23 protein-coding genes are annotated in these 26,132 nt (G+C 68.8%); 14 read left to right on the top strand and 9 right to left on the bottom strand.

Features of this window, described 5'->3' with window-relative positions:
• Window positions 1-4 precede the first annotated feature (4 nt).
• The 4 genes from ALI144C_RS17345 to ALI144C_RS17330 all read right to left on the bottom strand — a co-directional run bounded on the left by ALI144C_RS17345 (window position 5) and on the right by ALI144C_RS17330 (window position 6,088).
• Window positions 5-1,573 (bottom strand): MDR family MFS transporter, encoded by a 1,569-nt coding sequence (locus tag ALI144C_RS17345; RefSeq protein ID WP_076988153.1) that lies wholly within the window; start codon window positions 1,571-1,573, stop codon window positions 5-7.
• Window positions 1,570-2,214, bottom strand: coding sequence for a TetR/AcrR family transcriptional regulator (locus ALI144C_RS17340; protein ID WP_076988152.1), 645 nt, complete (start codon window positions 2,212-2,214; stop codon window positions 1,570-1,572). Before ALI144C_RS17340 ends, ALI144C_RS17345 begins: the two co-directional genes overlap by 4 nt.
• A 76-nt stretch (window positions 2,215-2,290) precedes the next feature.
• On the bottom strand, window positions 2,291-4,327 hold the full coding sequence (locus ALI144C_RS17335) for an HAD-IC family P-type ATPase (RefSeq protein ID WP_076988151.1): 2,037 nt from the start codon (window positions 4,325-4,327) through the stop codon (window positions 2,291-2,293).
• Window positions 4,328-4,429: 102 nt separating this feature from the next.
• Window positions 4,430-6,088 carry a glycoside hydrolase family 55 protein gene (locus ALI144C_RS17330; RefSeq protein ID WP_076988150.1) on the bottom strand — a complete coding sequence of 553 codons (1,659 nt, stop codon included), beginning with the start codon at window positions 6,086-6,088 and terminating at the stop codon, window positions 4,430-4,432.
• Window positions 6,089-6,203: 115 nt separating this feature from the next.
• Between ALI144C_RS17330 and ALI144C_RS17325 the strand changes: the two genes are divergently transcribed.
• From ALI144C_RS17325 to ALI144C_RS17310, 4 genes are all read left to right on the top strand, one after another.
• Window positions 6,204-7,049: a metallophosphoesterase family protein gene (locus ALI144C_RS17325; protein WP_076988149.1), complete on the top strand. Its 846-nt coding sequence runs from the start codon at window positions 6,204-6,206 to the stop codon at window positions 7,047-7,049.
• Window positions 7,046-7,699: a 4'-phosphopantetheinyl transferase family protein gene (locus ALI144C_RS17320; RefSeq protein ID WP_076988148.1), complete on the top strand. Its 654-nt coding sequence runs from the start codon at window positions 7,046-7,048 to the stop codon at window positions 7,697-7,699. The genes ALI144C_RS17325 and ALI144C_RS17320 overlap by 4 nt, the downstream gene beginning before the upstream one ends.
• A 195-nt stretch (window positions 7,700-7,894) precedes the next feature.
• Window positions 7,895-8,134: a hypothetical protein gene (locus ALI144C_RS17315; protein WP_076988147.1), complete on the top strand. Its 240-nt coding sequence runs from the start codon at window positions 7,895-7,897 to the stop codon at window positions 8,132-8,134.
• Between the two features lie 63 nt (window positions 8,135-8,197).
• Entirely contained in the window at window positions 8,198-11,356 is a 3,159-nt protein-coding gene (locus ALI144C_RS17310; protein WP_076988146.1) for an NACHT domain-containing protein, read from the top strand.
• Here ALI144C_RS17310 and ALI144C_RS17305 read toward each other — a convergent pair.
• Window positions 11,338-12,120, bottom strand: coding sequence for a DUF1295 domain-containing protein (locus tag ALI144C_RS17305; protein ID WP_076988145.1), 783 nt, complete (start codon window positions 12,118-12,120; stop codon window positions 11,338-11,340). The genes ALI144C_RS17310 and ALI144C_RS17305 overlap by 19 nt on opposite strands.
• 93 nt (window positions 12,121-12,213) lie before the next feature.
• Window positions 12,214-13,449, bottom strand: a complete 1,236-nt coding sequence (locus tag ALI144C_RS17300; protein WP_076988144.1) for an SAM-dependent methyltransferase — start codon at window positions 13,447-13,449, stop codon at window positions 12,214-12,216.
• Between the two features lie 87 nt (window positions 13,450-13,536).
• Here ALI144C_RS17300 and ALI144C_RS17295 point away from each other — a divergent pair, with 87 nt between their 5' ends.
• The 4 genes from ALI144C_RS17295 to ALI144C_RS17280 all read left to right on the top strand — a co-directional run bounded on the left by ALI144C_RS17295 (window position 13,537) and on the right by ALI144C_RS17280 (window position 17,996).
• On the top strand, window positions 13,537-14,802 hold the full coding sequence (locus ALI144C_RS17295) for an NAD(P)/FAD-dependent oxidoreductase (RefSeq protein WP_076988143.1): 1,266 nt from the start codon (window positions 13,537-13,539) through the stop codon (window positions 14,800-14,802).
• Window positions 14,796-15,524, top strand: coding sequence for a DUF1365 domain-containing protein (locus tag ALI144C_RS17290; RefSeq protein WP_076988386.1), 729 nt, complete (start codon window positions 14,796-14,798; stop codon window positions 15,522-15,524). The genes ALI144C_RS17295 and ALI144C_RS17290 overlap by 7 nt, the downstream gene beginning before the upstream one ends.
• Entirely contained in the window at window positions 15,521-16,726 is a 1,206-nt protein-coding gene (locus tag ALI144C_RS17285) for an SAM-dependent methyltransferase (RefSeq protein WP_076988142.1), read from the top strand. Before ALI144C_RS17290 ends, ALI144C_RS17285 begins: the two co-directional genes overlap by 4 nt.
• Before the next feature lie 70 nt (window positions 16,727-16,796).
• The gene (locus ALI144C_RS17280; protein ID WP_076988141.1) at window positions 16,797-17,996 is read left to right on the top strand and encodes a cysteine desulfurase-like protein; all 1,200 of its coding nucleotides are present in this window, start codon (window positions 16,797-16,799) and stop codon (window positions 17,994-17,996) included.
• Between the two features lie 76 nt (window positions 17,997-18,072).
• On the opposite strand, the gene xylA is transcribed toward ALI144C_RS17280, so the two are convergent.
• The gene (gene xylA / locus ALI144C_RS17275; protein ID WP_076988140.1) at window positions 18,073-19,266 is read right to left on the bottom strand and encodes a xylose isomerase; all 1,194 of its coding nucleotides are present in this window, start codon (window positions 19,264-19,266) and stop codon (window positions 18,073-18,075) included.
• An 82-nt stretch (window positions 19,267-19,348) separates the two neighbouring features.
• On the opposite strand from xylA, the gene ALI144C_RS17270 reads away from it, so the two are divergent.
• Window positions 19,349-20,545, top strand: a complete 1,197-nt coding sequence (locus tag ALI144C_RS17270) for an ROK family transcriptional regulator (protein ID WP_076988139.1) — start codon at window positions 19,349-19,351, stop codon at window positions 20,543-20,545.
• A gap of 53 nt (window positions 20,546-20,598) precedes the next feature.
• Here the strand turns inward: ALI144C_RS17270 and ALI144C_RS17265 are convergent, their stop codons facing one another.
• Window positions 20,599-21,624 (bottom strand): C40 family peptidase, encoded by a 1,026-nt coding sequence (locus ALI144C_RS17265; protein ID WP_168211276.1) that lies wholly within the window; start codon window positions 21,622-21,624, stop codon window positions 20,599-20,601.
• Window positions 21,625-21,942: 318 nt separating this feature from the next.
• Between ALI144C_RS17265 and ALI144C_RS17260 the strand changes: the two genes are divergently transcribed.
• Window positions 21,943-22,158 carry an antitoxin gene (locus ALI144C_RS17260; protein ID WP_076988137.1) on the top strand — a complete coding sequence of 72 codons (216 nt, stop codon included), beginning with the start codon at window positions 21,943-21,945 and terminating at the stop codon, window positions 22,156-22,158.
• Between the two features lie 206 nt (window positions 22,159-22,364).
• A complete protein-coding gene (locus tag ALI144C_RS17255; protein WP_076988136.1) occupies window positions 22,365-23,531 on the top strand; it encodes a phosphotransferase family protein in 1,167 nt (388 codons plus the stop codon).
• A 6-nt stretch (window positions 23,532-23,537) separates the two neighbouring features.
• Here ALI144C_RS17255 and ALI144C_RS17250 read toward each other — a convergent pair whose 3' ends face one another.
• Window positions 23,538-24,038 (bottom strand): hypothetical protein, encoded by a 501-nt coding sequence (locus tag ALI144C_RS17250; protein WP_076988135.1) that lies wholly within the window; start codon window positions 24,036-24,038, stop codon window positions 23,538-23,540.
• A 58-nt stretch (window positions 24,039-24,096) separates the two neighbouring features.
• Here ALI144C_RS17250 and ALI144C_RS55530 point away from each other — a divergent pair, with 58 nt between their 5' ends.
• The 3 genes from ALI144C_RS55530 to ALI144C_RS17240 all read left to right on the top strand — a co-directional run bounded on the left by ALI144C_RS55530 (window position 24,097) and on the right by ALI144C_RS17240 (window position 25,752).
• On the top strand, window positions 24,097-24,264 hold the full coding sequence (locus tag ALI144C_RS55530; RefSeq protein ID WP_168211275.1) for a hypothetical protein: 168 nt from the start codon (window positions 24,097-24,099) through the stop codon (window positions 24,262-24,264).
• Window positions 24,261-25,037: an LmeA family phospholipid-binding protein gene (locus ALI144C_RS17245; RefSeq protein WP_076988134.1), complete on the top strand. Its 777-nt coding sequence runs from the start codon at window positions 24,261-24,263 to the stop codon at window positions 25,035-25,037. The genes ALI144C_RS55530 and ALI144C_RS17245 overlap by 4 nt, the downstream gene beginning before the upstream one ends.
• Window positions 25,038-25,170: 133 nt before the next feature.
• A complete protein-coding gene (locus ALI144C_RS17240; protein WP_076988133.1) occupies window positions 25,171-25,752 on the top strand; it encodes a hypothetical protein in 582 nt (193 codons plus the stop codon).
• Window positions 25,753-26,132 lie beyond the last annotated feature (380 nt).

Below are 26,132 nucleotides of genomic sequence, written 5' to 3'. Positions count from 1 at the left end.
CCGGTCAGTCGACTGCTACCGCGTCCGCGGACTCCTGGGCCAGTCGTTCGGCACCGGTCTGGGTCTTGAGCGGGATCTGCTTGATGAAGAAGACCACCAGGACGGCCAGGGCCGCGAACGGCAGGCAGTAGAGGAAGATCGAGCTGGTCGCCACGCCGTAGGCGTCACGGAACACGTTCGCGATCTCCGGCGGCAGCAGGTTGAGGTCGGGCACCGCCGACGTGCCGCCGCCGTCCGGCAACGGTCCGAGGTGCGCGGTGACCTCGCTGGTCAGCCGGTTGGCCAGGACCGCGCCCAGCACGCTGACGCCGACCGTGCCGCCGAGGCTGCGGAAGAACGTCAGCACCGACGTGGACGCACCCAGATCCTGGGCGGCCACGTCGTTCTGCGCGACCAGCACGAGGTTCTGCATCAGCATGCCCACGCCGATGCCGAGCACCACCATGTACGCGCTGAGCAGCACGATGCTGGTGTTCCGGTCGATCGTGGCCAGCAGGGCGAACCCGACGACCATCAGGATCCCGCCGAGGACCAGGTACACCTTCCACTTGCCGGTCTTGCTGATCAGCTGGCCGGACACGGTCGACGAGACCAGCAGGCCGAAGATCATCGGCAGGCCCATCAGGCCCGCGACGGTCGGCGACTTGCCCAGTGAGAGCTGGAAGTACTGGGACAGGAACACCGTGCCGCCGAACATCGCGACACCGACGAGGAAGCTGACGATCGTGGTGAGCGTGACCGTGCGGTTGCGGAAGATGCTCAGCGGCACGATCGGCTCGGCCACCCGCGACTCCACCCACACGGCCAGCGCGAGCACGACGACACCCGCACCGACCAGGAAGAACGACCACCCGGACAGCCAGTCGAACTGGTGACCGGCCAGCGACGTCCACACCAGCAGGGTCGACACGCCCAGCATGATCAGGAACGCGCCGAGGTAGTCGACCTTCACGCCTTCCCGTTTGACCGTCGGGAGCTTCAGCGTGCGCTGCAGCAGCAGGATCGCCAGCGCGGCGAACGGCACGCCCAGGAAGAAGCACCAGCGCCAGCCCAGCCACGACGTGTCGACCATGACGCCACCGATCAGCGGGCCCGCGACCGTGCCGACCGCGAACACGGCACCGAAGATGCCCATGTAGCGACCGAGTTCACGAGGCGAGACCATGGCGGCCATCACGACCGAGACCAACGCGGTCAGACCACCGGCGCCGATGCCCTGCACGACGCGGCTGGCGATCAGCGTGCCGATGTCCTGGGAGAACCCGGCGACGAGCGAGCCGATCACGAACATCAGCAGGGACAGCTGGATCAGCAGCTTCTTGTTGTACAGGTCGGACAGCTTGCCCCACAACGGCACCGTCGCGGTCATCGCGAGCAGCTCGGTGGTGACCACCCAGGTGTAGGACGACTGCGAACCGCCGAGGTCCGCGACGATCCGTGGCAGCGCGTTGGCCACGACGGTCCCCGCGAGGATGGCGACGAACAGTCCCATCATCAGGCCGGACAGCGCCTGGACGACTTGCCCCCGACTGAGTTTCACGCCGTCGGCAGGCGGATCTGCCGTGACTGTCATGATTTCCCCTCAATGACGGCCGTGCCCGAGGGCACGGGCATACCCGCGTCGATCGAGTCGATCGCCGCGTCGAACAACTCGGTCAGCCGGACCGAGCCCCCCAGCTCGTACCAGCGTTGGGTGGATGCCTGCATGACCCCACCGATGACCCGGTAGAGCAACCGGGGATACAGGTCAGTCGGCGCGAGACCGGTCCGCTTGACCAGTGCCTCGACGAGGATGGCCTCGGTTTCCTTCTGGGAGGCGAACAGCTTCACCATCAGGCCCGGATCGCGCTCGATGATCGAGATGCGGGTGAGCCACTCCTCGCGCTCCTCGTCGAACCTCGCCACGAACGGCCGCATCGCCATGGCCGAGGCCCGCAGCGGGTTCAGCTCGGCCGGTGCGGCCAGCATCTTCTCCGCGATCGCGTGCGTCTGCCCGACCGGGTCCTGGTCGGGCAGCAGGATCGCGTCTTCCTTGCTGGCGAAGTAGTTGAAGAACGTCCGTGCGGACACGCCCGCCTCGCCCGCGATGTCGTCGACGGTGACGTTGTCCAGACCGCGTTCGGCCGCCAGCCTGATGGCGATCTTCACCAGCTTGGCCCGCGTCTCGAGCTTCTTGCGCTCGCGCAGACCCAGCGGCTGCTCTTCCTCGGTCATGGCCACCACGGTACCGAGAAAGTTTCAGACGCTGCAAATTTTCAGAGTGTGAAGTGAGTCGCTCCGCAATCTGCCCCTAGACGCGTTGACGCTTGGCCGTGATGAGCCGTTCGTTCAGCACCGCGTTGAGCCCGTACAAGGTCGCCCGCATGTCCTCCACCTGGGCATTCGGCGCTGTCAGGTGCGTGCCGAGCCTGCGGACCTGGCGCTCGATCTCGCCGGTGTGCTGCGCGGGCACCACGTGGTCGGCCATCAGGTGGTACGCCCGCAGCACGGACTGCTGCGCCTGCGGTGTGAGGCCGGTGGACAGTTCGTCGGCGGCCTGGCGCACGGCGTTGCGGACCTGGCTGAGGTGGTCGGGCTCGGGCAGGTACGGGCCCAGTTCGGCTCGTCCGGGCTTCAACGCCTGCAACGCGCAACCCATGACCAGGCCGTCGACACCTGCCCTGAGCAGCACCGCGAGCATCGGCGTCAGCCAGCCCAGCGTGACCGCGGTCACCCCAGCCGCGACGATCGCCAGCCCGCCGACGCCCGCCAGCAGGCCGATCCACCTCGCTCGGCGAGCGGTCCGCACAGCGTCGGCAAGACGCGCTGCCTGGCCGTCCGCGATGACCACGTCCGCGACGCACGCGCCGCGACCACTCAACGCGACACCGACGTCGGCCGCGCCGACAGCGGGATCATCACCGACCATGAGGGTGAGGCCTCGACGGCGTTCCTCACGGACACGCTCGACCTTGTCCGCCGTGCCGCACCGGGTCCACAACTCGTCCACGCCCAGCACGACGCCGACGTCCTCGGGGTCGCTGAGGTTCTCGCGGGTCACCAGCACGAGCCTGCGCATCCCGGCGCGCCGCAGGGCACGCAGCGATGTGGCGGCGTCCGGCCTGACCTCGTCCCGCACGACCAGCGCGCCGACGGGCTGACCGTCGACGGCTACCCACGCGACACTCGCGTTGTCCAGGCTGGCACGTGCCAGCGCGATCTTGACCCAGTCGAGCGATCCGTCGGGTTGCGCGTCGGCGAAGGACACCTTGCCCCTGGGCGTGCCGCCGCTGATGCCCGCGGCTTTCGCGGCGCGCGCCACGGCACCGGCGAACGGGTCCGGGCGCATGCGGTGCACCGACGACGCACACGCGAGCACATCGTTGGTCAGCCAGCCCGGCGCGGCCACGACCTCGGTCACCGACAAGGACCCGGAATACACCACGCCCGCGGCGTCGACCACGCCGATCCGGGTACGCGCCATCCGTTCGAGCACACCGGCGTCGCCGACGACCACACCATGCCGAGCGGCCCTCGTCAGGCCCGCTGCCAGCGACAACGGCACGGCGAGCAGCACCGGGGCGGACGCCGCGACCGCGAGCACACCGAACCCGGCCAGCGGATGACCCGTCACCAGCCACACCACGGCCCCGGCCACGATCGCCAGCGGCGTGTAGACGAACGCGGCGCGGTTGGCCCGACGCAGGGGATGCGCGCCGTCGGTGACCGCGCGGTGCGCGAGGCGTGACATCGCCGCCCACGTTCCCTCGGTGTCCGGCACGGTCGCCACCAGCTCGACCGGGTCACCGACGTTGACCGCGCCGCTGCGGACCGGTTCCCCTTCTCCGCGGCGCACCCTGATCGGATCGCCGGACAGCCGCGACTCGTCGAGCACCGCGTCGGACAGCAACCTGCCGTCGACCGGGACGACCTCGCCGGTCGCGGCCGTGACACGGTCACCCGTGTGGATCCTGGTCTCTCCCGCGGCACGGGCCAGCGCCGCGATCTCACGGCGGGCGCGCCCCCGCACCAGCGCTTCGACGCCGTGCAGCACGCACGCCAGCATCCCCGCCGCCGCGCCGACTTCGTGCGCCCCGACCAGCAGCGCGCCGACGACGACCGGGATGGTCGTCAGCGGCCCGCCCACCCGGCGGGCGGTCACCAGGTCCTCGATCGCCCACACGGTCAGCGGGGCAAGACCCGCCACGGCCGCGACCGTCCACAGTAGAGACGCGTCGGGCAAGCCGAGTAACCACAGCAGACCGGCCAGGAAGGTGAGCAGGACGGCCGCGACGAGTACGGGCACGCTGATCAACCGCCATGGTTGGCGGTCCGGACCGGTGATCATGCCGGATCTCCCAGCTGTAGCAACAAACATCTACCCTAAGAGGTACCCGCATCCCGGTGTCCGGGGCAACCGGTGCATTGATCTTTTCAGACCGATTTTTCGCTACCTGGGGACGAAACCCCGCACAGCGCGCTGAGCCCGGTGCAGGTTGACGGGCGTCACAGCCGTGCTGCCGTAGCTCTCCAGCTTGGACCGCAGCGGTCCGGTGAAGTCCGGCCGGTCGACCTGACCGAACTCGCGAACCGTAGATACGCCAACGGTCGCGCTGCACGGGGCGACGTTGTCGATCTTGACGCACCCGGCGCGCTCGTTGAGCACGGTGATGTTCCAGTGCGCGAATCGCGCGCCGTACAACGGACCCGCGTCGGCGCTGCCGCCGTGCGCGCCGTCGTTGACGATCGTCACCTCGGTTCGTACGTTGCCGAAGGGCAACCCCCGGTGGGTGTCGAACGTCCCCGCGTCCATCCGGCCGCGCGACCAGACGTTCCCGCACGACAGGCCTTCCACGTTGATGCCGTGGTGGCCGGAGCCCGGCGTCGGCGGCTCGGTGAACTTCCCGATCGCGAAGTCCTCGACCAGGTTGTCGTGTGACTGCTCACGACATGCATAAGAGTGATGCTGTCCACGGCCGCCGACCCGGGTCCGCGACAGGGTCACGCCTTTGGCGGCGACCAGCAGGAACCCGTTGTCGCTGTCCACAACGGACACATCGTCGGCCCAGCAGTCCCACGCGCACTGGAACACCAGCCCGTTGTAGCCCTTGTCCTGGAGGTGAGCCGGGCGCACGGTCTTGACCATCCGGATGGTGAGCCCTTCGACACCCGCCCCGGTGATCGCGGGAGCGCTTGTGGTCAGCCGGGCGTTCCATTCCGGCCGCAGCTCGATCGGCAACGGCTGGGCCAGCGTGACCCTGGCACCGTCCACGGCGGCGACACGGACGGGCCATTGGAACGGCTTGTACGACAGCAGCTTCGTCTTGTCCGCCCAGACGTAGGACGACGTGCCCGGGATGTCCCCGCACATGTGCTTGAGCAGGCCGTGCGCCGGGTCGTCGTCGACCTGCAACAACACCCGCTGCCCCGGTGTGAGTCCCCCGGCGTCGGCCACGGTGATCGTGAACGAGCCGCGCGGCGCGGCCGCGGTGCACGTGGTGATCACCCTGGAGTCGGCGCCTTCGTTGCCGACCCAGCCCTCCAACGGCCACCGGCGTGCCTTGATCGCGTCGACCAGCGGGCGGCGCCGGTCGCGGTGGCACACCCAGACCAGCCCGCCGCACCAGCTCCACGCCGAGTTCTCGCTGCCGTAGCGGCTGCGGTTGATACCGACGATCTGCTCGAGCGACCGGGTGGCCAACAGCGTGGTGCGCCCGCTGCCCGCGCCGCGCAGGACGACGTTGTCGTAGCCGACCTCGATGATGTCGTCGATCCGGAACGTGCCCTCCGGCACGTACACGACGCCGCCACCCGCGCGCCCGACGTCCGCGATCGCGCGGTTGATGGCCGCCGAGGAGTCCGCCGACCCGTCGGGCTTGGCGCCGTACCGCAGGACGTTGGTACGCACGGGCCTGGTCGGCGGCCGCTCGCCCATCCGGTAGCCCGCGTACGCGACGTTCGGGATCTGGGGGTGGTCGTAGGGGTTGACAACGAACTCGTCCCAGAGTCCGGGCGTGCTCGCGGCCGCCATGTCCGCCCCAGTGCCCGCCGCGGCGAGATATGCCGCCGCCGTGCCTCCTACCAGGAACTTCCGCCGTTCGAGCGCCATCGACCGTGCCTCACATCCGTGTCGGTGGCGGCGGCGTTGGACGTCGTCAACGGTGTACCAGAGGTGGGTGTCACAGCGAAAGAACCGTCCGCGCGACCAGGCTAAGCTCGAACGCGTGAGCACGACACCACAACTGCTGGCCATCAGCGACCTGCATGTCGGGCATGCGGAGAACCGGCCGATCGTCGAGGGCCTGCGACCGGACGACCCCGGCGACTGGTTGATCGTGGCCGGCGACGTCGCGGAGACGACCCCGGACATCGAGTGGGCGCTCGGCCTGTTGAAATCCCGTTTCGACACCGTGATCTGGGTGCCCGGCAACCACGAGCTGTGGACCACGGCCAAGGACCCGGTGCAGCTGCGTGGCGTGCAGCGCTACGAGTACCTCGTCGCGATGTGCCGCAGGCTCGGCGTGCTCACCCCCGAGGACGAGTACCCGGTGTGGACGGGTGACGGCGGGCCGGTGCGGATCGCGCCGCTGTTCGCGCTGTACGACTACACCTTCCGGGTCGACGGCGTGCACACCAAGCAAGAGTCGCTGGCCAAGGCGCACGACGCCGGGATCGTCTGCACCGACGAGTACTTCCTGCACCCCGACCCGTACCCGGCGATCGACGACTGGTGCCGCGCCCGGGTGGCGGAGACCGAGCGCAGGCTCGCGGCGTGCGACCCGGATGTGCCGTTGGTGCTGGTCAACCACTGGCCGCTGGTCCGGCAGCCAACCCGCATCCTGCGTTACCCCGACTTCGCGCAGTGGTGCGGCACGGAGTTGTCAGGCGACTGGCACACCCGCTTCAACACGGCGACCGTGGTGTACGGCCATCTGCACATCCCCCGGCACACGGTGTACGACGGTGTGCCGTTCGAGGAGGTCTCGCTGGGCTACCCCCGCGAGTGGAAGCCGCGTGGCCTGCCCGACAAGCTGCTCAAGCCCGTTCTGCCGGTGCGGGTGGCGCCGTGATCGAGAAACTGATGCCCGCTGGTGTGGCCAGCCGGGACACTGTCACCGACGCGTCGGAGTCGACGATGTTCCCCGAGGAGGCGCAGCACGTCGCCAAGGCGGTGGACAAGCGGCGGCGCGAATACGCCACGGTCCGGCACTGCGCCCGGCAGGCGTTCGCCGAACTGGGCATCCCGCCCGCACCGCTGCTGAACGGGGAACGCGGTGCGCCGCGCTGGCCGGACGGTGTGGTGGGCAGCATGACGCACTGCGCCGGGTACCGGGCGGCCGTGGTGGCCCGCAAGACCGACATCCACACGGTCGGGATCGACGCCGAGCCGCACGGGCCGCTGCCCGACGGCGTGCTCAGCGTGATCTCCCGCGACGAGGAGAAGGTCAGGCTCGCCGAGCTCACGGCGGCGGACGACTCGGTGCACTGGGACCGGATGCTGTTCTGCGCCAAGGAGACCGTCTACAAGGCCTGGTACCCGCTGACGCACAAGTGGCTCGGCTTCGAAGAGGCGTCGATCACCCTGGCGCAGGACGGCACGTTCGAGGCCAAGTTGCTGGTGCCGGGGCCGATCATCGCGGGTGAGCAGGTCGACGGGTTCACCGGCCGGTGGATCGTCGGCGACGGCCTGGTGATCACGGCGATCGCCATCCCGGCCTAGCTCGAGGTCCGCTGGGACACGACTCAAATCATGGTGCGCCCCGCGAGGGGCGCTGCTATGGTCGTGCCATGGGCATCTGAGAACCTCCGCGCGCAGTGCTCACGCTGGGCGCATTCAGGTTGAGTAATCCAGGTCGACGCAGGCTGTCGTCTCGCCGCGTGGCCGTCCCCCATTCACCCTTCCAGGAGGTTCCGCATGGCTGCGAACTCGAAGAAGAACGGCAAGAAGACCGCGGACAAGCCGGCTGGCGAAGGCCTGTCGTTCATGAAGCCGATCGAGCCGCGTGAGGCGGAGGAGAACGAGCCGAAGCTCAGCCGCGCTGAGCGCCGGGCAGCGAAACCGCAGGCCAAGACGCATGGCGCGATGAACAACACCCTGCGTAGCCAGTCGGTGCCGAGCCACCGCAACTTCACCAACCGCCGCAGCGGCGGCTGACACCCCGTCGACGAACAGACCCCCGGGCCTGGTTCCCGGGGGTCTGTTCGGCATGATGACCCGGTGGCCACGTTCACCTACGCGGACGCCGTGAAACTGCTGGGCGGCAACGATTCCACAATTGTCCGAGCGCTCGACAGCGTGCTGGGCGCGGCGTTGCTCGGCGGGTCGGCGCTGTCGGTCGCGGACCTGCTGAGCTGGTTCGACGCCAAGGGCGAATTCATCCGGCTGTCGCGCGAACTGGTCGGCAAGGTCTCCGGAGAACGCGGCGATTCCCGGATCGACCGGACCCACCGCCTGCACGCCGCTCATTCGGTGACGGTGCTCGTCGCGTTCTTCGAAGCACTCGACGAGCTGGACGTCCCGTTCACAGCCAAGTCGCTCGACCTGACCAGGCAGCGCCAACTGACGTTGCTGGGGAACCCGGTCGCGACAATTCACGACGCCGCCGTGCCGTTGCTGACAGCGGATCAGCCGTACGAGTCGTTCCTGAGCACACTCACCGCCTGGTATCGCACCATGGGACTCGGGCTGGCCACATTCGTCGAAGGGCTGGCGATCTGGGACGAATTGTCCGAGACGCAACGAGCGCCCCTCGGGGAAAGGCTGCGAGAAGAGCTCCCGGAACGGGCGGTCCGCCGATATGAGGAACTGCTGCGGCGGCTGGCCGTGGACTGCCCGGAAGTCGCCTTCTGGATCAGCAGGATCGACGCCGCCGCAACCAGGGAAACCCTCGGCGTCGCCCTCCGACGCCTCACCGACTCCCTGGCGGCCCTGTCTGTCGGTGACACGCCGACCGCGCAACGCCAGGAGCTCGCCCTCGGCTACCAGGCGGCGCTCAACCACCCGATCCTCGATTCCCGGGACGCACCGGGCGGCCTGACGATCCCCCTGTTGAAGGACAGCTACATAGACCCGTTCTTCCAGGTCAACGACGGCGGCTCGACCGCGTTCGTGGCACAGAAGTCGTGGTGGGACTCCCGACAGGTCCGCACGGACATGTACCGCTTCATCACGGGCTACCTGACCTCCCCCGACGCCTGGTCGGCGCCGCTGCTGGTGCTGGGCGACCCCGGGTCCGGCAAGTCGCTGCTCACCAAGGTGCTCGCGGCCCGCCTGCCCGCCAGCGACTTCCTCGTCGTCCGGGTCGAGCTGCGCGACGCGCCCGCCGACGCCGACGTCCTCGGCCAGATCGAGCACGCGATCAAACGCGCCCTGAAGGAGGACGTCAGCTGGCCGTCGCTGGTCCGCTCGGCCCCGCGAGCGCAGCCGGTGGTCCTGCTGGACGGGTTCGACGAGTTGTTGCAGGCCACGGGCGTCACGCAGACCGACTACCTGACCAGGATCGCCCGTTTCCAGCGGGAACGCGCCGACGTCGGAAGCCCTATGGCGTTCGTGGTGACCAGCAGGATCAGCGTGGCCAACCGCGCGACCCTGCCGTCCGAGGGGGTGGTCGTCCGGCTGACGGAGTTCACCGACGACCAGAAGCATCAGTGGCTGGACATCTGGCGCGACAACAACAGCGAACACTTCGTCGCGAACGGCCTGCGACCGCTCGACCTCGCGACGGTGCAGCGGTACGCGGAGCTGTCGGCGCACCCGTTGTTGTTGCTGATGCTCGCCTTGTACGACGCTGAGGGCAATCCGCTGCAGCGAACCGGCAGCGACATCGACGCGGCGGAACTCTACGAGCAGCTGCTGACCCGGTTCGCCAGGCGCGAGGTGACCAAAGAAGGCAGTCACCGAACGGAAGCCGAACTGGCGCAGGCGATCGAGGACGAGTTCGAGCGCCTGTCCATTGTGGCGTTCGCGATGTTCAACCGCGGCAGCCAGTGGGTGGCCGAAGCCGACCTGGACAAGGATTTCGCGGTGTTCCACGGCGCCCCGGCACAGGTCGGCGGCATCCGCTCGCCGCTCAGCGCGGGCGCGATCGCCTTGGGCCGGTTCTTCTTCGTGCAGCGCTCGCGGGCGACACGCGACTCGCGAGCGTTGCACACCTACGAGTTCCTGCACGCGACCTTCGGCGAGTACCTGGTTGCCCGGCATATCTGGAATGTGCTGTCCGACCTGCCGAACCGAGCCGTGGGCCGCCGGTCCTCGGCGATCGACGACAGCGAGCTGTACTCCCTACTATCTTACGTACCGCTGTCGAATCGCACATCGATCATTGAGTTTCTTGTAGGAATCTCCAGTGGCTCCTCACTCGGTATGGTCTGTGCCGAGCTGTTCCGGGCAGCCGAGCACGCTCCCCCAAGGTCGCGATTCACGGAGTACGTACCGGCGGTGCGCTCGATGCCGGAGCGTTTCGCCGTCTACAGCGCCAATCTGCTGATCCTCACGGCTGCCGTTGGCGGGTCCGTTCGAGTGAGCGAACTGTGCGGGCAGCCGGACAATGTCGTTCCGGCATGGAACAAGTACACGCGGCTATGGAAGGCGCTGTTGGCGCCCGACGACTGGTACGCCTTGGTCAACACCTTCATCCTGGAGCGAGTGTGGAGTGGTGCTGACCGTGACATCGAGCTGCGTCTGGGCCGAGGCAGCTACACGGACGCGCCTGATCTCGATGTCGAGTGGTGGAACAGCGGCCAGCTGACTACCGAGGTCTTCATCGTCGACATGTGGGACCTCCCACGAGAAGCGCACTTCCTCTGCGACAAGTACGAGGACTTCAAGCTGAACGCCCTGAACCCGATCATCAGGGACGACGGCATCATGACCGTCGTCACGCGATCCGGGCAGGCGATGAACTACCCGGAAGCCCTGCTCGGCCTGCTCCAATCCGGTGGCCGACATCATCACGAGTACCTGTGGGCGATCAACCAGTTCAGGCAGGCCCAACCACACGGCCACCAGTACAGCCGCGGGGTGTTCCGCCTCATCCAGTCACAACCCCAGGCTTTCGACCTCGATGCGCTGGCCAAGTACGACTGGATCGCCAAGGACCCGCTGTTCTGGCGTGCCGTATGCGCACAGCTGCGCATCGGGCGCGATGACGACGACGCCCTACTCGCCCTTCTCGCCGAACACTGGGAACTGAACACCGCCTACGCCGCGATCCCCGAAGCGATACTCGACGCCTGGCTGCGCATGGTGGAAAGCGACTTCCCCATCCCGCCACCAGTGCCGACCTTTGATCTCGTGCTCGAGCAAACCCGCGCGCGACTCGGCAGCCGTCGGCCCGACCTGATCAGACGAGCCGACGCCTACCTGGCCCGACGTTGAGCCCTCTTCGGCGGCAACGGGAAGAAGCCGCTCGTCCGGTCCGCGTACGCCGCGTATTCCGGCCTGGACTTGCGCATGTGCTTCTCAGTCAACGGTTTTCCCGAGCCGTTGGTCAGCAGCCACGTCATCAGCACCGGGGACAACACCGTTGCCGCACCAGCCCAGCTCCCACACGCCGACAAGTACAGTCCACACCAGACGGCGGCGTCACCGAAGTAGTTCGGGTGCCGGGTGTACCTCCACAACCCGGTCGTCATCAGCTTCCCCTTGTTGGCCGGGTCGGACTTGAACCTGTTCAGCTGCCAGTCGCCGACCGTCTCGAAGCCGAACCCGACCAGCCACACCAGAACACCGACGACCACGAGCCACACCGGCGGCGCCGGGGTGTACTGGGCGACCTGCACCGGCAGCGACACGAACAGCAGGATCACGCCCTGCAACAGGTAGACCTTCAACGCCAGGTGCAGGTTCGGATTTCCCTTCGCCCGCTTGCGAATCGCCACGTAGCGCGGGTCCTCCGGTTTGCCGCGGTTGCGCAGTCCGATGTGGACCGCGAGCCTGCCGCCCCACACGATCGTCAGCACGGCGATCACCCAGTTCGGCTGGGACGCGAGTGCCCACGACACCGCGGCGACCACCGCGAAGCCCAACCCCCACGCGACGTCGATCAGGTCGTGCCGGTCGCGGTGCACCGAGATGGCGAACACCGCCCCGAGCAGCACGACCACCGCGCCCGCGCTGACCACCAAGTTCACCAGGAACACGAGTTCACCCCGCCCATCTCACCCCGCCTATCTCACACCGCCCACTGCACACCGACAAAAAGCACAGCCGTACCGAGCACCGGGACGCACAGCTCAACTGCCCGGCCGCCCCGCCAGGGGCATCCCACTCTTCCCGTCCGTCGTCGTCCTGGTCGCGACGATCTGGTCGACACCCATCCTGTTCTCCGCGAACGCCAACGCACCACCCGCCAGGTACAGCCGCCAGATCCTCGCCTGCTCCTGGCCGACCAGATCGACCACTTCGGTCCAGCGCTTCTCCAGGGTCTCCGCCCACGCGTGGCACGTCGTCACGTAGTGCTCGCGCATCGCCTGCACGTCCCGGATCTCGAAACCCGCTCCCGCCAAGTGGTTCAGCGTCGCCCCGATCGGGCGCATGGTCATGTCCGGCACGATGTAGGTCTCAATGAACGCGCCACCTCCCGGCGCCACCGCGCCGCGGGACATCTGCTGCAGCACCAGCCGCCCTCGCGGCTTCAGCATCCGGTACAGCGTGGCCGCGTAGACGGGGTAGTTCTCCTCGCCGACGTGCTCGCCCATCTCGATGGACGCGACCGCGTCGAACGGCTCGTCGGCCAGTTCCCGGTAGTCCTGCAGCCGGACATCCACCGTCAGGCCCTCGGCGCGCTTCAGCACGTGCTCACGTTGCTGCGCGGACAACGTGATGCCCGTGACGTGCACGCCGTAGTGCTTGGCCGCGTGGACCACCAGTGATCCCCAGCCGCAGCCGACGTCCAGCAGCCGCATGCCCGGGCGCAGGTCCAGCTTCCGGCAGACCAGGTCCAGCTTCGCCGCCTGCGCGTCGGCCAGCGAGGCCTCGCCGGAGGTCCAGTACCCGCTCGAGTAGGCCATGCTCTCGTCGAGCAACAGCTGGTAGAAGTCGTTCGACAGGTCGTAGTGGTGTGCGATCGCCGCTCGGTCCCTGCTCCGGGTGTGCACCTTGCCACCGAGGCGCGCCTCGGCGGTCGGGGGCTTCGGCCGTGGCCCGATCACGCCGAGCCGGACGGCCACCTTGACGATCTCGGCCCAGTCCTTCGGCGCCGGTCTGATCGTGCGGCCCAGTCGCCAGAACCGGCTCAGCCCTTCGGCGAGGTCACCGTCGACGTCCAGGTCACCGGTGACATAGGCCCTGGCCAGGCCCAGCTCGCCCGGCTGCCACAGCACGTGCCGCAGTGCCCGTCGGGAGTTGAGCACGACACACGGCCCGTCCGGGTTGCCCGCCCTGCTGCCGTCCCACGCCAGCACACCCACCGGGATCCTCGCCCCCAGCAGCCGCTCGACCAGTCCAACCAGCTCAGGTGCCACACGCACAGCTACCCCTTTCCGTCGCTTGTGGTTCGGCACCGCGCCCGGATCGGATTGGCGAGCGGGGGCAAACCGGTGCGCGCCCGGCTCCGAATGACGGGCGTGCTACCGAACCGAGTGGCTGTCATCGGCGCGGGTGTCGCCGGGTTGACCGCCGCCTACCTGCTGCAACGCCGTTACGACGTGATCTTGTTCGAGTCCGAGCCACGGCTGGGCGGACACGCGCACACGCACGACGTGTCCACGCCGGACGGTGGTGTGGTCGCTGTGGACACCGGCTTCATCGTGCACAACGACCGGACGTACCCGAATCTGCTGCGGTTGTTCGGCGAGCTCGGCGTCACCACGCAGCCGACCGAGATGTCCATGAGTGTCCGATGTGCTGGGTGCGGGCTCGAGTACGCGGGCGCCAAGGGCGTGCCCGGCCTGTTCCCCCGGCCGGACAACCTCAGGCCCCGGTATCTCGGCATGTTGGCCGAGGTCACGCGGTTTCACCGGCATGCGAGGCGGATACTCGCCGACGAGACGCTGGACGACGTCACGCTGGGGGCGTTCCTGACCATCGGCGGCTACTCGGAGTACTTCGTGCGGCATTTCGTGCTGCCCGTGGTCTCCGCGGTGTGGTCGGCCGGGCCGCGGGTCTCGCGTGAATACCCGGCGCGGTACTTGTTCGCGTTCCTCGCCAACCACGGGATGCTGTCGGTGACCGGGTCGCCGCAATGGCGGTCCGTCGTCGGCGGGTCTCGTAACTACGTGGAGCGCGCGGCCAAGAACCTGTCCGCAGTGCATGTGAGCACACCGGTCCGCGTGGTCTCCGTCCTCGACGACGGCGTGGAGATCCGCGACGACAGCGGGCAGGCCCATCGCGTCGACCACGTCGTGATCGCCACCCACCCCGATCAGGCGCTGGCCATGCTCACACAGCCGACCCAGGAGCAACGTGACGTGCTGGGGGCGTTCACCTACTCGCGCAACGAGACGTGGCTGCACACCGACACGTCGCTGCTGCCGGTCACGACCGGAGCGGCCGCGTCGTGGAACTACCTGAAGACGGCCTGCACCGACGACGGGCCGGTGCTCGTCAGCTACCACATGAACCGGCTCATGCGGATGTCCGAACCACTGGACTACGTGGTCACGCTGAACGCGAGCGGCCGGATCCGCGAGGACACCGTACTGGCCAAAATGGTCTACGAGCACCCGGTGTACACGCCCGCTTCCGTTGCCGCACAACGCCGTCTGCCGGAGCTCAACACAAGCCGGGTCGCGTTCGCCGGTGCGTACCACGGTTGGGGCTTCCACGAGGACGGCTGCGCTTCCGGGGTACGCGCGGCGGCCGCACTAGGAGTGACCTGGTGACTGCGCTCTTCGACGCCGAGGTCGAACACGTGCGGCAGGTGCCGCCGAGGAGGGCGTTCCGGCACCGCGTCTACATGTGGCTGGTCGACCTGGACGACCTGCCCCGGCTGCCGTGGTGGCTGCGGCCGTTCGCCCGGTTCGACAGCCGGGACCACCTCGGCGACCCGCACGCGTCCATCAGGGCGAACCTCGACGCCTGGCTGCGCCGCCGCCACGGCGTCGACCTCGACGGCGGCCAGGTGCTGATGCTGGCCAACGCCCGTGTGCTCGGGCACGTCTTCAACCCGATCAGCGTGTTCTGGTGCCATCGGCCCGACGGGTCGCTGGCTTGTGTCGTGGCCGAGGTCCACAACACGTACGGCGAACGGCACTGCTACCTCCTCGACCCCGACGAGCACGGCAATGCCACCACTGCCAAGGAGTTCTACGTGTCGCCGTTCCAGCAGATGGGCGGCGACTACCGGATGCGGCTGCCCGAACCGGACGAGCGGCTGGCGTTGACCATCCGGCTGACCCAGCACGGGCAGACGCCGCTGGTCGCCACCTTGCGCGGCGTGCGCAGGCCTGCGACCGCACGCGAGATCGTCCGCGCGGTCACCACCCGCCCGCTGATCACGCGGCTGGTCAGCGCATCGATCCGTCGGCACGGCATCGCACTGTGGCTGCGCCGCGTACCGATCGTCCGTCGACCGCCGCACGTTCCCCAGGAAGGTGTCCAGTGACCGCGACCGCCATCGAGATCTCGCCCGGGTTGACCACGCCGTCCCGGTCCGCCGTCCGTGCGTGGGTCGCCGAACGGCTGTTCCGCCAAGCGGTGCGCCGCCTGCCCGTACAGGTCGTGTTCCCCGGTGGGGAACGGATCGGCATGGGCGGACCGGTGATGCGGCTGATCAGGCCGGACGACTTCTTCCACCGGCTCGGCGTCGACGCCAAGATCGGCTTCGGCGAGGCCTACATGGCGGGCGACTGGACGAGCAACGACCCGGCCGGGTTGCTCACGCCGTTCGCCCGCCGGATGGCGGTGCTGATCCCGAAACCGCTGCAGGTGTTGCGGCGCTGCGTGGACGCGACCAGGCCGGACGACGAACGCAACACCGTGGACGGCGCGCGCGGCAACATCCACCGGCACTACGACCTGTCCAACGACATGTTCGAGGTGTTCCTCGACCCGTCGATGACGTACTCGTCGGCGTGGTTCCAGCCCGGCGACGACCTGCACGCCGCGCAACTGCGCAAGATCGACGGGATACTGGACCTCGCGGACGTCCGGCAGGGCACGCACCTGCTCGAGATCGGCACCGGCTGGGGCGCGTTGGCGATCCGCGCGGCACGGCGCGGCGCACGGGTGACGACGATGACGATCTCCGGTGAGCAGAAGGAACTGGCCGAGCGGCGGATCGCCGAGGCCGGGCTGACCGACCGGGTCGAGGTGCTGCTGCGGGACTACCGCGAAGCGCGGGGCAGCTACGACGCGGTGGTGTCGGTCGAGATGATCGAGGCGGTCGGCGAGGAGTACTGGCCGACCTACTTCCAGACGATCAACCGGGCACTGCGGCCGGGCGGGCGCGTCGGGTTGCAGGCGATCACCATGCCGCACGACCGGATGCTGGCCACGCGGCGCTCGTACACGTGGATCCACAAGTACGTCTTCCCCGGCGGTCAACTGCTCTCCGTCCCCGCCATCCAGGACAATGTGGACAGTGTCGGCCTGCGGATCACGTCGCAGCGCCACCTCGGCCCGCACTACGCGCGGACGCTGCACGAGTGGCGCACGAGGTTCCTCGCCGGGTGGGACAAGGTGTCGGCGGCCGGGTTCGACCCGGTGTTCCGCCGGATGTGGGAGTTCTACCTCGCCTACTGCGAGGCCGGGTTCCGCTCGCGCTACCTCGACGCCTGGCAGGTCGGCATGGTCAAACCCCACTGACCCGGCCGCGTGGACCCGACCACTCCCATTCACCGGTGATCACCGCTCCCGCGCGGGTAGTGTCGGCGGCATGCCAATCGACGTAGCGGCCGTACGTGCCCATTTCCCGGCGTTGCGGGAAGGTGTCGCCTACTTCGACGGTCCCGGTGGGTCGCAGGTCCCCGACGTGGTCGCCGACGCCGTGGCGGCGACCATGCGGTCGGGGATCTCCAACCGGGGCTCGATCACCGCGTCCGAACTGAGAGCCGAGTACGTCGTCAAGTCGGCCAGGCAGGCCGCCGCCGACCTGCTGGGCGCGCAGCCGTCGGGGGTGGTCTTCGGCCGCAGCATGACCCAGCTGACCTACGACCTGTCCCGCACGCTGGCCAAGAAGTGGAAGCCGGGCGACGAGGTGATCGTCACCAAACTGGACCACGACGCGAACATTCGGCCGTGGGTGCAGGCCGCCGAGGCCAACGACGTCCGTGTCCGCTGGGCGGAGTTCGACCGGTCGACCGGCGAATTACCCGTCTCGGCGATCACCGGCCTGCTCACCGAACGAACCCGTGTCGTCGCGGTGACCGCGGCGTCGAACCTGTTGGGAACACGGCCGTCCATCGCCCGGATCACGCCGCAGGCCCACGAGGCGGGCGCGCTGGTGTACGTGGATGGCGTGCACCTCACGCCGCACGCGTGGGTGGACGTCGAGTCGATGGGCGCGGATTTCTACGCGTGCTCGCCGTACAAGTTCCTAGGTCCGCATATGGGCATGGTCGCGGCGCGACCGGCTTTGCTGGAGTCGCTGCGGCCGGACAAGCTGCTGCCGGCCACGAACGTGGTGCCCGAACGGTTCGAGTACGGCACCCTGCCGTACGAGTTGCTGGCCGGGACCACCGCGGCGATCGACTTCCTTGCCGACCTCACGCCCGGCAGCGGGCCGCGCCGAACGCGCCTCGCCCAGTCGATGCAGGCGTTGGAACAGCACGAGAGCGCCATGCGCAAGCGGCTGGAAGCTGGCTTGACAGGAGTGGCGAGGCTGCACGGGTCACCGCACCGCGACCGGACGCCGACCACACTGTTCACAGTGGACGGTGTGGCGCCCGTGGGCGTCTACCGCGAACTCGCCGCACGCGGCGTGAACGCCCCGGCTGGGACGTTCTACGCACTGGAATGCGCCCGGTGGCTCGGCCTCGGCGATTCCGGCGCGGTCCGCGCCGGAATCGCCCCGTACACCAACGAGTCCGATGTAGACAGACTACTGGAAGCCGTGTCCGACATCGCCCCTCGCTAAGCCCTGGATGTGCCGTGAAGGCCACTTACCGGCATCGGGCGCCCAAAGTTCCCCACGCGCGGCCGGGTGATTGTTCTCAGCGGGCGCCGAGCGCGTGTTCCACGGCGAGTTGCGACAAGCGCACGAAACCGTAACCGCGCTCGGCCGCCTTGTCCGGGTCGAAGTCCTCGTACGCCGAGGTGTCCGCGCGCAGGTCCGCGGGCGTCTCCCCCGGCGACAGCGTCGGCACCGACAGTTCCGGGACACGGGACGCCGCCAGCGCGTCCTGCACCGCCGGGTCCGCACGGAAGGCACGAGCCCGCTCACGCAGCAACAGGTAGCTGCGCATGTTCGCGGCGGCGCTCGCCCAGACACCGTCGCTGTCCTCGGTGCGCAACGGCTTGTAGTCGAAGTGGCGCGGGCCTTCGTAACCGCCGTTCTCCAGGAGGTCGACGAGGAAGAACGCGGACAGCAGGTCGCCGTGGCCGAAGATCAGGTCCTGGTCGTAGCGCGGGCCTTTCTGGCCGTTGAGGTCGATGTGGAACAGCTTGCCCTGCCACAACGCCTGACCGATCCCGTGCACGAAGTTCAGCCCGGCCATCTGCTCGTGGCCGACCTCCGGGTTGAGGCCGACCATCTCGTGGTGGTGCAGCGTCGAGATGAACGCCAGCGCGTGCCCGATCGTCGGCAGGAAGATGTCACCACGCGGCTCGTTCGGCTTGGGTTCGAGCGCCAGTTTCAGGCCGTGGCCCTGGTCGATCGAGTACTGGGCGAGCGTGTCGATGCCTTCGCGGTAGCGGTCCATCGCCGCCGCGACGTCCTTGGCCGCGTCGGTCTCCGACCCCTCACGGCCACCCCACAGCACATAGGTCTCCGCGCCGAGTTCCGCGGCGAGATCCATGTTGCGCATGACTTTGCGCAGCGCGTACCGGCGGACCGAACGGTCGTTGCTCGTCAGGCCGCCGTCGCGGAACACGGGGTGGGTGAACAGGTTCGTGGTGGCCATCGGCACCACCATGCCGGTGTCCGCCAGTGCCTGTTTGAACCTGCGGATCTGACGGTCACGCTCGGTGTCGTCCGCGCCGAACGGGATCAGGTCGTCGTCGTGGAACGTGACGCCGTACGCGCCCAGTTCGGCCAACCGGCGCACGGCTTCGACCGGGTCGAGCGCGGGCCTCGTCGCCTCGCCGAACGGGTCGACCGCCCGCCACCCCACGGTCCACAAGCCGAAGCTGAACTTGTCCGCGCGTGTGGGTTGTTCGTTCACGGCGTCTCCCCGGGCTCGAGCCATCAATAGTTCGATGCCTGAACTTATCTGCGGCACACTGGCGAAGCAACCCACCCGTTCGCGGACCAGCCACTAGCATGGCGGCGTGACACAGCCGAAGCCAGCCGGACAGCACACTGTCCGACGGCACAACTCAGCGCTCGTGCTCGGCGCGATCGCCGATTCCCCTGGTATTTCCCGCGCGGGTGTCGCCGCTCGGACCGGCTTGACCAAGGCCACCGTGTCCAGCCTCGTCGACCGGGCCATCGCCGCGGACCTCGTCGTCGACGGCGAACCCGCACGACGCGACGGGCCAGGCAGGCGCGGCACCACGTTGTCGTTGTCCCCCGCAGGTCCGCACGGACTGGGCGTGGAAATCGGCGTCGACTACATCGCGACCTGTTTGGTCGATTTGACCGGTTCGGTCGCCAGTCAGCGGATCAAACCGGTCGACAACCGCGCCCAACCGGCCAACCGGGTGCTGGCCAAAGTGGCCCGAGCCATTCGCACCACCGTCACGGAACTGCCCGCGCAGGTGGGCGGCGTGGGCGTCGCCGTGCCGGGGCTGGTCGAGTCGGCAACGGGTTTCCTGCGCACAGCACCGAATCTCGGGTGGCGGGACGTGGACGTCCAGGCGGAACTGCGTGACCGGGTCGACCTGGGCGACACGGCCATCATGGTCGGCAACGAGGCCAACTTCGCCGCGCTCGGCGAGATGTGGGGCGGCGACCACGGTGACCCCGGCGAACTGCGCGACTTCGTGCACGTGTCCGGGGAGATCGGGATCGGCGCGGGCATCGTGATGGACGGCGTGCTGTTCGAGGGCGTCCGCGGATTCGGCGGCGAGGTCGGCCACCTGCCGGTGGACTCAAAGGGCCCGCAGTGTTCCTGCGGCGCGAGGGGCTGCCTGGAGGCCATGGCGGGCCAGGACACGATCCTGCGCCAAGCAGGCGCACCGGACGTGGACGCGCTGGTGGACCGGTTGCGGGGCAACGACCGCAAGGCACTGGCCGCGACCCGCTCGGTGGCCAGGTGGCTGGGCACCGCGTTGTCCACTGTGGTCAACCTGCTGGACGTGCCGACGATCGTGCTGGGCGGCACCTACGCCCGGATCGAGCCATGGCTGCACGACCTGCTGCTGGACGAGCTGACCACACGTGTGGTCAGCGCGACCTGGTCACAGTTACGAATCCTGCCGTCCACACTGGGCACGGAGGCAGCCGTCCGCGGCGCCGCGGCGTCCGCCGTCCGGGCCATCGTCGCCGACCCGGACCCGTTCATCACCGCGACCGTCGCCGTCTAGCCACTGCTTCCCATGTCCGCCCGCACCTCACCGGCCGGACATGGGGCCACGACTTAGTTCATCACCCGGCGGATGACCGTGACCGGGCCGATCGAGTCGATCGGGGCGATCTTGACGTTCTGCCCCGAGCTCGGGGCGTGCACGGCGCGGTTGCCGTCGATCGCCATGGCCACGTGGTGCACCGGGCTGAAGTAGAAGATCATGTCGCCCGCGCGGACCTGGTAGCGCGGGATCGCCTGGCCGACGGCCGACTGCTGGATCGAGACGCGCGGCAGGTTCACCCCGGCGACCCGGTAGGCGGTCATCATCAGGCCGGAGCAGTCGAACGTGTCCGGTCCCACCGCGCCCCACACGTAGGGGCTGCCGATCTTCCCGAGGGCGTACCGGAGTACGGCACCGACGTCACCGTGCGGGATCTGCACGCTGCTCGGGCTGTCGCCGTTGTCGGCCAGCATCGCCTTCTGCTCGGGCGTCAGCCGATCGATCACGCCCTTGACCTGCTCGATCTGCTTGACCAGCTCGTCGCGGCGGCGCTGCACCTGGGCCGCGCCCGCTTCCAGCACCGCTTCGGTCCGGCGGACTTCGTTCTGCGCCGCCGCGGCGTCCTTGGCTGCGCGTTCCATGTCGATGACGGCCTTGCGGCCCTGCTCCGCCGCGGTTCCGCTGAGCTGCGAGGCCATGCTCGCGGCTCGCATCCTGCTCACCACGTCGTCACGGCTGCTGCCGGTCAGGAAGGCGTTCATCGCGTTCAGGTCGCCCGACGGCGAGAGCAGCGAGTCCACCCGTGACTTGTCCTGGTGGGCCTGGTTGACCTTGGCACGGAAGTCGTCGGCCTGCTTGCGGGCGGAGTCCGCGCGACCGCCCGCGTCCTTGGACTCCTGGCGCTTGGCCTCCAGTTCCCCCTGGATGCGCAGCAGGTCCTCGTTGACGCGTTCGGCCTTGTTGCTCAGGTCCTTGTAGTAGCCGAGGAGCCCGGCCACCGTGGTCGGCTGCTCGGCTTCCTCGTCTCCGGAAGCGGGAACCGCGCTCAGCAGACCGGCGATCAGGGTCCCGAGCGCGGCGAGGACAACCCTGCGCACCAAGGCACCTCTCCAGCCACCCGACCGAACCAGCACGCCCACAGGTCTCCCCCTCGTCTCACCGACGTCGCCCGCGTCATTGTTCCGGATCTCGCCGGCGAAGGACACCGGCCACCGGAGATCAGAGTGCCAGATCCGGTCTGCGGACCGTGTGAAGTCGATCTCACTGACTCTGTGTGTCGGGCGACTACTCTTCGCACCCGATTGTGCTGCACCAACCGGCCTGATCATGACGGCCGAACGGGCGATTTGACCGGAACCGGAGTGGGTATCCCGGACGTTGTCAGGACGGAAGCACCCGCTTGCGAAAGGTTCACCATGGCCCGACTGTTCCGAAAGCTGACCGTGCTGGCCGGCGCGGCGGAGGCCGCACGCCGGTACGCGCGCAAGAACCCGGAGAAGGTCGCGAGGATGGCCGACAAGGCAGGCCAGTTCGTCGACAAGCAGACCAAGGGCAAGTACCACGCCCAGATCCAGAACGCGGTCACCAAGGTCAAGGGCCGCCCGGGCGCTCCCGATCACCGCGCCTACTGATGCTCCAGTCCTGGTAGCCGACGACACGGCTTGACAGCCTTCCGGCGGGTGCGGTTAGCCTGCACGCAGCGCGTGGGGTACGCGCCGCGACTCGCCGGAAGGCTCGAAGCCACCCCGTTGTCCCAGGTCGGCAGGCGACGGACCGAGTCGCCCGTGCCCCGCTCCGCCCGTGCGAGTCCGGGCGTCGAACGAGGTGCGAACACCCGATGAGGACATTGCCCGACAACCCCCATCTCGACCACCTGCGCCGCCAGGCCAAGGACCTGCTCGCCGGTCTGCGGGACATCGACCCCGCCACGTCGCTGTCCGACGCGCAGGCGTCGCTCGCGCGCCAGTACGGGTTCCGCACGTGGACCGAGCTGAAAGCCGAGGTCGACCGCGGACAGGGCCACGCTGACGTCGCGGCCCCCGAACTCGCCCAGCTGATCGCCACCCGGTTCGGCCTCGGTGACGTGGCCGGGCCGATGCGGTCGCTGTCCCGGCCCACCGAGGTCGGCAGGCGCTGGGTGGTGGACACCGAACGCGGCCGGTTCGTGCCGTCCACCGTCGACCACGTGTATCCGGTCACCGACGGCGAGGACAACACCCGGTTCCAGGAAGCCGCGGCACGGGCAGGCGTGCTGCTGCCGCACCCGGTCCGGAGTACCGGTGGTGCCGCGCAGGAACCACTCGGCGGCAACCTGTGGCGCGTCTACCACTGGATGCACTCGGGCCCGACCCTGGCCGCCCCGGTCCGGGCCACTGTCACCCACCAGGTCGGCCAGATCCTGGCGGCCCTGCACGCGCTGCGGTTCCCCGCGGCCGACATCTGCCCGTGGAACGCCGAGCGGCTGACCACCACGAGCTGGCCGGACGTGGTCCGGATCGCGGAAAGCAAGGGCGCGGACTGGTCCGCGGCACTCGCCGCGGCGATTCCCACACTGGTCGAGTTGGAGTCCGTCGGGCACGGCACGTCGACATCGGCGCCTGTGCTGTGCCACAACAACATCACCCCGGGCAATGTCCGTGTCGGAGAAGGCGACCAGCTGGTCGTGACGGGCTGGGAGCACGCCAGCGGGTTGCCGCCGGAGTGGGAAGTGGCGCAGGCGCTCGCGAGCTGGGTGGTCAATCCCGACGGCGGGATCAACGCGACCGGCGCTCGGGCGCTGGTGGCGGGCTACCGGGCGAACGGGGGTGAGCTGCCGAGGGTGGGACTCGCGGATTTTCGCGGCACCGCGATGGGCTCGTTGAACTACGTGTTCGATCAGATCCAGTCGGCGCTCGACGCGGTCGGCGCGGAGGATCGGCGCTTCGCCGACCGCTCGGTCCGGCACCTGCTCGCCCACCTGCCGTCCACCAGGACCTACGCGGAGATCGTCAGGGCCGTCAGGTGAGAGCTGTCAGTTGAGTGAACTGTTGGCGGACAGCCATTCGGGCGGCGACTGGGCTTCGGCTTCGCACCACTCCAGCAACCCGATGGTCCACAGCAGCGAGTGCACGACCACGTCCAGCGTGGTCGGCACCGTCTGCTCGCACAAGGCCAGGTCGAGCTGGAAGTCCGCTTCGTCCGGCCGCCCGTTGAGCTGGGCGAGCAGAGCCCGGACCGTGGCGCGCAGCGGCGGTTCGAGCTCGTCGATCGGCACCGCGAACTCGTCGTCGTCGCGCAGGTCGACGGCGTACGTGACGTCCTGCGGCTGAGCACCGACGCGCAGCAGCATCATCTGCGCCGACGCGGACACGAGCTGGCCGACGACCAGGCGCGTGTCCGCGCCGGCGATGTCGTCGCTGCCGGTGAGTTTGCGCAGAACGTCGAAGACTCCGGTGGTGTCCCCCTGCCTGGCCACCGTGACCAGTTCGCGGGCACCTGCCCTGGCCTGGTGGAGTAACTCGAAGTCGTCCATCCAGCGCGGGTACCCCGGCGAGCTGCCCGACAACCGCGAGTGCGGCTACCGTAGGGGAATGGCACAGTTCGGAGAGCTCTTCGGCGCCCCGAAGATCCGCAAGGAGAGCTCGGACGACCAGGGCGACGGCGAGCGGTTCGAGCACGGCCCGCTGGACCTGGACTCCGGTGTGGTCAGGATCCGCCCGGTCGCCCGGCGCGAGAAGTCCGAGGAACCGGCCGAGTGACATGGCCGTGGCGCGAGCTGGAAGGACTGCTCGCCGCGGGGAAAGCCCTCGTGTCGGGCAGTCCGGCGGCGGTGCTGCAGGCCGCCGTCCGCGCCGCGGGTGACCGCGTCGTCGGCCGTGAGCTGACCGTGCGCGTCGGCGACGCGGACGTCACGCTCACCCCGGTCGAGATCGACGCCGAGGTCGACCCGGTCGGGCTCGCGCTCGGCCAGGTGCCCGGGGTCTGGTTTCTCGCCCGGGACGTGGCCTGGCCGGGCACGCCGGTGCACCGGCTCGCGATCACCGCGAGCGACCTGCGGTTCCAGTCCCTGCCGTCGCCGAGCGTGATGGCCGGTGACGTCGACGTGGCGATCACCCTGACGGCCGACGTCGTGCGGGCCAAAGTCGCCGAGGTGCAGCCGGATCTCGTCGTCGACATCGACCACGACAGCGTCATGCGGGTGCGCTGGGCGCGCCGACGGACCTGGGGCCACCTCGAAGTCGAACCCGTCGTCGTCGAGCAGGGCGTGCACCTGCGCCCGAAGGCCCTGCAGCTGGGGTCGATGCGGGTGCGCGGCGTCGAACGGCTGCGGCCGGCGCTCGTCGAGATCCCCGACCTGCCCCGCGGCCTGCGGCTGACCGGGATCGACCTCGGCGCGGGCGAACTCGTGCTGCGCGGGCAGGCCGAACGGTGGCACGAGAAGATCCCGTTGACCGACCTGCTGACGTGGCTGGCCACCACCGCCGCGACACTCACGCTGCCGCAATTCCCCGGACGGGACAACGCGGGTTAACGTCACTGGATGACCACGGTCGGCATCATCGGGTCGGGTTCGCCGGGATCGGGAACGGGTCGCGGTGATCGGCACCGGGGCCAGCGCGATCCAGTTCGTGCCACGCATTCAGCCACAGGTGGATTAGCTGACGGTGTTCCAGCGCACCGCGCCGTACCTGTTGCCGAAGCCCGACCGGCAGTACCGCCAGTGGCACCACGGGCTGTTCCGCGCGGTCCCGCAGATCCAGTTGGCCGGTCGCGCCGGGATCTGGGCGCTGGGCGAACTGCTGACCACGGGCCTGGTCGGCAACGCGGCCATCGCCGGTCTGATCCAACGGGTTTCCTTGCTGTTCCTGCGCTCGGGGCCGTGGGCAGGCGGCGCGCGGGCGTACCTGGGCATCGCGGTACCCGGGTTCCCGAACCTGTTCCTGATGTACGGCCCGAACACGAACCTCGGCGCCGGGTCCTTCATCCACATGATCGAACGTCAGGCCCGGTACATCGCCGACCTGGTCGGCCGCCTGTCACCGGGGCAGGCGCTGGAGGTACGCGCCGACGTCGCCGAACGTTTCGACGAGGAGATGCGCCGACGGCTCGACGGCACCGTCTGGACGTCGCGCGGCAGTTGGTACCGGACCGCGTCCGGACGCGTGGTCAGCAACTGGCCGGGACTGGTGTCCGAATACGACCGCCGAACGAAGGCCGCGGACATGGCCGCCTATGCCCTAACTTGACTGCTCCCCTACCTGAAGGTGAGAGGATTGTTCATCCCGACGCTTCCAGGGCGGTAGTGGGAATTCCTGGCTCAAGCTGCCCGACTGTCCGCTGGGAATACGCGTTGTCCCGGCCAGGCCCAAGCTATGCCGACCGCGCCTATGACTCTGCCCGCCACCGTGCTGAGTTGAGCGGTATGGGAATCGACCCACAGATCGCCGAGCGTGAAACGGAACATGGGCCCCAACCCCAACCGGCACGTCACCACCTTCTGACAGGGACTTTGAACCAGCACACAACGGGCTGGTAGGTAACCAACACAGTGCACCCAGCGCCGGAAACCGAACCCCTGGCCGGAAACCGCACTCCAACGCAACCAACAGCGCAAAGCAATCAGACA

This window comes from Actinosynnema sp. ALI-1.44 (genome assembly GCF_001984155.1).
In the GTDB taxonomy this organism is placed as follows: domain Bacteria; phylum Actinomycetota; class Actinomycetes; order Mycobacteriales; family Pseudonocardiaceae; genus Kibdelosporangium.
Note: the sequence above shows the minus strand (reverse complement) of the source record. Positions and strands in the feature narration are given on the sequence as shown.